9 protein-coding genes are annotated in these 6,195 nt (G+C 34.9%); 3 read left to right on the top strand and 6 right to left on the bottom strand.

Translation table 11 applies throughout. The features are described 5' to 3' along the window. The 3 genes from Q0K96_RS14790 to Q0K96_RS14780 all read left to right on the top strand — a co-directional run. The coding region (locus tag Q0K96_RS14790) for a DUF4294 domain-containing protein (RefSeq protein ID WP_297334753.1) at positions 1 to 511 on the top strand (511 nt) is incomplete at its 5' end. 94 nt (positions 512 to 605) lie between these two features. After that, on the top strand, positions 606 to 974 hold the full coding sequence (locus Q0K96_RS14785; protein ID WP_297334752.1) for a hypothetical protein: 369 nt from the start codon (positions 606 to 608) through the stop codon (positions 972 to 974). A gap of 89 nt (positions 975 to 1,063) precedes the next feature. Further along, positions 1,064 to 3,241 carry a T9SS type A sorting domain-containing protein gene (locus Q0K96_RS14780; RefSeq protein WP_297334751.1) on the top strand — a complete coding sequence of 726 codons (2,178 nt, stop codon included), beginning with the start codon at positions 1,064 to 1,066 and terminating at the stop codon, positions 3,239 to 3,241. A 95-nt stretch (positions 3,242 to 3,336) separates the two neighbouring features. Here Q0K96_RS14780 and Q0K96_RS14775 read toward each other — a convergent pair whose 3' ends face one another. From Q0K96_RS14775 to Q0K96_RS14750, 6 genes are all read right to left on the bottom strand, one after another. Then, on the bottom strand, positions 3,337 to 3,792 hold the full coding sequence (locus Q0K96_RS14775) for a hypothetical protein (RefSeq protein ID WP_297334750.1): 456 nt from the start codon (positions 3,790 to 3,792) through the stop codon (positions 3,337 to 3,339). 99 nt (positions 3,793 to 3,891) lie between these two features. Next, positions 3,892 to 4,122 (bottom strand): hypothetical protein, encoded by a 231-nt coding sequence (locus Q0K96_RS14770; protein WP_297334749.1) that lies wholly within the window; start codon positions 4,120 to 4,122, stop codon positions 3,892 to 3,894. Positions 4,123 to 4,300: 178 nt separating this feature from the next. Further along, positions 4,301 to 4,639: a hypothetical protein gene (locus Q0K96_RS14765; RefSeq protein ID WP_297334748.1), complete on the bottom strand. Its 339-nt coding sequence runs from the start codon at positions 4,637 to 4,639 to the stop codon at positions 4,301 to 4,303. A gap of 44 nt (positions 4,640 to 4,683) precedes the next feature. Further along, the gene (locus tag Q0K96_RS14760) at positions 4,684 to 5,067 is read right to left on the bottom strand and encodes a hypothetical protein (protein WP_297334747.1); all 384 of its coding nucleotides are present in this window, start codon (positions 5,065 to 5,067) and stop codon (positions 4,684 to 4,686) included. Between the two features lie 197 nt (positions 5,068 to 5,264). After that, complete coding sequence (locus Q0K96_RS14755; protein ID WP_297334746.1) at positions 5,265 to 5,744, bottom strand: hypothetical protein; 480 nt, start codon at positions 5,742 to 5,744, stop codon at positions 5,265 to 5,267. Positions 5,745 to 5,754: 10 nt separating this feature from the next. Next, positions 5,755 to 6,171: a hypothetical protein gene (locus Q0K96_RS14750; RefSeq protein ID WP_297334745.1), complete on the bottom strand. Its 417-nt coding sequence runs from the start codon at positions 6,169 to 6,171 to the stop codon at positions 5,755 to 5,757. Positions 6,172 to 6,195 lie beyond the last annotated feature (24 nt).

Genomic DNA, 6,195 nt, shown 5'->3' with positions numbered 1-6,195 from the left:
GGACACGCTTAGTGCCTACGAAAAGAAGAAACTGCTGATACTGAGGCGCAGGGTACTTAAGGTTTACCCGTATGCTAAAATAGCTGCCGACAGGCTAACGCTGCTTAACCGCAATATGGCAAAACTTAAAACCGAAAGGGAAAAGAAAAAATATGCTAAAATTGTACAGAAATATCTTGAAGAAGAATTTGAAGGGCAGCTGAAAGATCTTTCAAGAAAAGACGGGCAGATACTCGTAAAGCTCATACACAGGCAAACGGGTGAAACTACTTTTAATCTTATTAAAGAGCAAAAAAGCGGCTGGAAAGCCTTTTGGTCTGACCGTATGGCGAGGGTATTTGATCTTAATCTCAAAGCAAAATACGACCCGGCTAATGTACCTGAAGATTATATGATTGAAGGCTTTTTACTTAAAGCTTTTGAAGAGCACAGGCTGCAACGCCAGGAGCCTGCTTTTGATATTGACTATAATGCCATTACCCAAAACTGGCGTGAGCGCAATAACTCCTGAATATTTAAGGGTTCCTTAATAAATAATTACCATAATTTTAATGCTGTACCCCTTTTTTTCGTGCAAATTTGCAGTAGCAAACAAGCACTAAGAAATGGAGACAGTAATGGGCAGGCCAAAAAAAGCCGTTATAAAGGCAGAACCAAAAAACAGCAACATAGAACTTAAATCGCTGTTAGTGGCAAGAGGTATAGATATTACCCGTTATGAACCCATAGGGGCAGGATTTTACCACCAGTATGAAGATTGTTTTAATGCCTCGGTTATTTGTATTGACAGGGTAAAATTTATGCAGGGCATAGATTATATGGTTAAAATAATACTGGATGATTTTACCAATGAGGAATATACCCGTTTCCGTAAAAATTTTGAAGTTATAATTAATCCTGAATACAGGAGCTATTATAACCTGAATATCAATGACATATTGCTGCCCGGGCAGATACGCCAAAATAAGCTGTGATTAAACAATTATTAAAAATTTAGTCTAAAGAAGGTAGGGAATTTCTTTTTTTGGTTGTTTTAACACTAAACAATCAAAATTTTTAACTTATGAAAAAGAAATTACTTACACTTTTTGCTTCGGCCTTGCTGTGTGTTGCAGGTTACTCGCAAACCACGGCTTATGATGCACCCGATATGCTTCAGTGCGGTAACGAAGTATTTGATTTAACTCTTCAAAACGATATTGTTTTGGGTAATCAGGATGCTTCAAATTTTACGGTAGCCTATTTCCAGACAGAAGATGATGCTATAAATAATACCGACCCTATTGCTGACCCAACATTTTATATGACACCCGAAGATGTGTTTATCCAGGTTTTTGTGAGGGTAACTTCTCAAATTGATGATACTTATGATGTAAATTCCTTTTCTGTAGGATGGGGCAGCGGATGGATAGGGTATGATGAAGAAATTCTGCAATGTGAAAGTTATATACTGCCTGTACCTGAAGTTGGTAATTATTACACAGGTCCCGGCGGAACCGGAACCATGCTTATGGCAGGCGATGTAATAACAGAAACAACAAATGTTTATGTTTATCATAACTGGTCAGGTATCTGTCCAGCAGAGAAGATTATATATGTAAATATATACCCACTACCAGAAATAACCATAAGCCCGCTGATTGCGTGTGATGATGATGAAGATGGCTATGAAATTTTTGATGTAGCCCTTATATGGGAGCAGGTTTATGCCATGCTAAATGCAAGTGATAACTATCAGATAAGTATACATGAAACCAATGTTGATGCACAAAATGGTACTAATGCGCTAACTTTTGACCAGATGTGGAGCTACACAAACATTGTACAGTACCAGCAAACGCTTTATGTTAGGGTAGATGGCGGTACTTGTTTCGGAGTATATGAAGCTTCTATAGTAGCAGGGCAATGCAGTGACAACACCCTAACCGGTACAATTACTTATGATACAGACGGTAATGGTTGTTCTTCGAATGATATACCTGCTGCGGGCGTTATAGTAAGCTATACCCACAATAATGATGTGTATTATACATTTACAGATGAGAACGGTCAATATACTTTTTACCATGTTCCTGACGGCGACAATATTGTATATGTAAATAATACCCAGCAATATGCACCAACTCCTGCTAATTATACTGTAACATTTCCTGAAGATGAAACAGAGTATGATTTCTGCCTTGCCGCTGCTAACCCTGTAAATGATGTTGCCGTAACAATTTTCCCGATACTTAATGCAATTCCGGGCATGGAAACAGGTTATCTGATTATGTATGAAAACTTAGGCTCTTACATACAAAATGGTACCATTACCCTGAACTTTGACGATACAATGCTTACTTATGATGCTTCAGCCCCTGCCATGCAGTTAAACGGAAGTGCCCTGACATTATCATATTCCGGACTTCAGCCTTTTGAGTGGGAATATGTTTACGTATATTTTAATGTTATGCAGCCGCCAACTGTACAATTAGGTGATGTGGTTACACTTACTGTAGGTATAGACGGTACTGCTGATGATAACATGGCTAATAATACCCACATGCTTAACCAAGTTGTTGTAAACAGCTACGACCCTAATGATATAAGGGTTCATGAAGGTGAATACATAACCCCTGAACAGGCAGAAGGTTACCTGCACTACACTATCCGATTCCAGAATGAAGGTACTGCCAATGCCCAGAATGTAAGGATTGAAATCGAACTGGATGCCAACCTTGACTGGAGCACATTTGAACCCATTGCTGCAAGCCATAATTATGTAACACAACGTAATGAGGATAATGTTGAATTTATCTTTAACGGTATTGACTTGCCTTATGCAGATATGGATGAGCCCGGAAGCAACGGTTGGGTAACTTATAAAATCAAGCCGGTATCAGATATTGCTTTAGGAGACTCTATGTCGGCTACAGCAGGTATATACTTCGATTTTAATGAAGCTATTATTACCAATACCGCTACAACAACTGTGCAGACTGCAGCTTCTGCAAAAGAGTTTAATAAAGCAGCTTTTGTTGTATATCCTAACCCTGCCTCAGGATCAGTTTCAATACTGGCTGAAAACCTTACCGGAGAAGCTGATGTAGTATTTACAGATGTGTTGGGCAAAACGGTTTTAAGTACAAAAGTGTCTGGATCTGATTCAAATATTAACCTTTCATCTTTAACAAGCGGAATGTATTTTGTTACGCTTTCTGCAAATGGAAAATCTGTTACTCAGAAAATAATTGTAAGATAAATAACAGAAATAGTTTTTGGCCCTCCGTTTTAAAGCGGGGGGCTTTTTATATTTAGGTAAGTATATACAAGTTTACACCACTCAATTATGTAGCGTCATTTAAGATTAAGGTCTTTATATAGAATATCCATCACTTTCTTAATCTCACCTGCCATTTCTATATAGGGATTTATATTTGGGAATTCTTCCTTTTTAAAAGTGCAATAGAAATTAATCTTGGTGACTAAATCCATTAAAGCTTTAATGCTCTTTTCGTTGAGATATATGTTATTTCGGACAAGAGCATTATTTAATAAACTAAGAGTTTCGAGCGACCCTTTTGCATCTGAATTCTTTTCGAGAAATGGATTGTTATAGATATCATACTCTAATTCAAATCTATAGTCAATGAGTATCTTATGAAACTCATTAAATGCTCGAACTTTGTTTTGATACAATATCTCTATACGTTTAGAACGATTTGAAAGCTTATGAGTTACAATACCTACAATTATACCACTCAAAATTGGTGAAATTATTGCAAGCCATTTGAAAAGTTCTATGTTTGCCATCAGTTTAGGTTTTATCAAAACTAATAAAAGTCTCTATTATAAGAGACTCTTATTTACTCAACCGAAAATGATATTTTTATTCATCAAATAAAATTATTATTAACCAAGATAGGAAGTCATATCACTCATCCAGCCCAAAACTTTTTCAGTAATAGGTTCTTTGATTGAATCATCAGAAAATGCATCATATTTGTGCCACTTATCAGTTTCAATATCATAATAGCCAACATAATTGAAAATATATTCTCCATTAGGATGTTGTTTTGAAACACTAATAAGATATGGTTGAGATTCTTTTGGTTTACTCTGAGGGTAAGAAGTCCACTGCATAATAGTATTTGTAGTTATTAAGTTAATTTAAATCAATCTTTTGGTTGTGAATACTGGTTTTAATTTGGGATGCTTAGGCTTATTTTCTGAAGTAACCCATCTTCTTTCGTCTAGAGTTCCATTTGAAGTCTTGGTTTAGGGCGAAGCTTAATTGCTTTGATTTTTCCATGTTTTTTTATTATAATGTTGAAAATATTGCTTTTATATCACCAGCAGTGGAATCATTATTGAATTCGGCTAATACTGCGCCATTTTGAGTTCTCTCTCTTAATTCAATATTTTCTGTGTGATGGTTATAACCAATAGCATATCGATTGTCTCCTACAAAAAGCCATAAAATATTTGCAGTTTCATCATTGTATGTTCTGACTTCTACATCTTTAGTAGCTTTCCATATTACAGCTCCTACTAATGTTAGAACAACTTCGTTAACATTTTCACCATGATGGTCTGCACGACCCATTACTCCGTTTATGTATCGATTCAATAAATCTAATGTTGATATTGATAATGCCATTAATTTGTTTTTAAGTTAATATTGACTAAAAAGTGGGACATCGATTAAAAATCAAAATTTTCATTTATATAATTCTTCGAATTTTGAATCAAATCGTATTGCAAGACAGGGTCTATCTGAGGATTATTTTTCAACCAATTACGAACTTTGTATATCAGGTTCGCTACATTTGAAAGCTCGATTATTCCTGCGGAATATTCCAAATCTGAAAGAGAAGTTGTAGAATCAATCTCTCTTGAGACAACCTTCTCTATTTTTGTGGTATGGTTATAGTCATCAAAAATAAAGATAACATTCTCCATATACTTATCACCAAGCCTTATGGCGGGTAAATTTATATTATTTGGAATTGACCAGTAATGACTTTCAATATTGTTTTCTAAGTGGTGAATTATATTATTAATCATGTTAATTGTATTATATTCCATATCCTTACATTTTCGATAAAATCGGGCTCTTTTATAGTTATATAAGAGTAGCTGACAAATGTATAACATCTGTTATCATTACATATACGTAAAAATACCTGTTTTTCATCTATTGATATGTAAGCAATTATACTTGTGGAAAAGCCATTAGTTATAACTAATGGCTTTATAAGATAAAAAATGATAGCTTACAATAGTTAATAGTTCTGGTGACCTCTTCCGTCACACATGGGACATTTCCTTCTCTGATATCCAAGGGATGTATTACTTTCTTCAATTCCTGTGCCTCCGCATAATCCACAAGGTTGCGACTCATAAACTCTTCCATCACTACCAGTATAGTAGTCAGGACTGTTTTTATTATGGGCCCCTTTATTGTTATGGGCTTCAGTACAAGCAGAAGAACCGCATAGATAATATGATTCCATATCATTATCAATCAAATGAAGTTCTGTATCTCTAGGACACTGGGCTCCACATTCAGTACAGAAATTATTTGTATAAGTGACGCCATTATTAATATATGAAGCACTAGATGAAAATTGCTCCTGTCGATGATTACTGTCACTCGAACTGACTGAACTTAAGCTCACATAAATAAGATACATAATACCAAGAAGACCGGTAAATGCTACAGCCATTCCAAGAAAAATTTTAGTTACAAGTCCTACTTTCATAATGTAGAAATTAATAACAATCTACTTTTATGAGTTCTCCTATCTTGGCTTCATTATTAGAATCTCTTGTAAATGTTAATTCATAACAACTTTGTGCGTCTAGATGAAAATCATGAATTATAGAATTATTAAGTGAAAATGAGATAAGGCTTTCTTCCGTAGTCATAAAATCAACTAAAGTCAATAAATCAGCATTGATAATTTTATATACTGTTCCTCCAATTGGTACAGGAAAGCCATTTTGTATAGTATTTCCATTATAATTCATTAAATAAGTACCTGATATAGAACTTTGGTTTTCAACGTAAATATAAAGTTCATTGTCAGCATCATAAGTAGTTACTTGTGTCTGTGTATCGTCACCAGAACAATTAGCGGTAAGTAATCCTATTAGAACTAAGGCAAGGTAAATGGGTTGTTTTTTCATAGTTTAAGAAATTATAGGTTTGAG

Source organism: Flavobacterium sp. (genome assembly GCF_024305175.1).
Taxonomy (GTDB): Bacteria; Bacteroidota; Bacteroidia; order Flavobacteriales; family Flavobacteriaceae; genus Flavobacterium.
The sequence above is the reverse complement of the archived record's forward strand: the minus strand, read 5'-3'. Positions and strand labels throughout refer to the sequence as shown.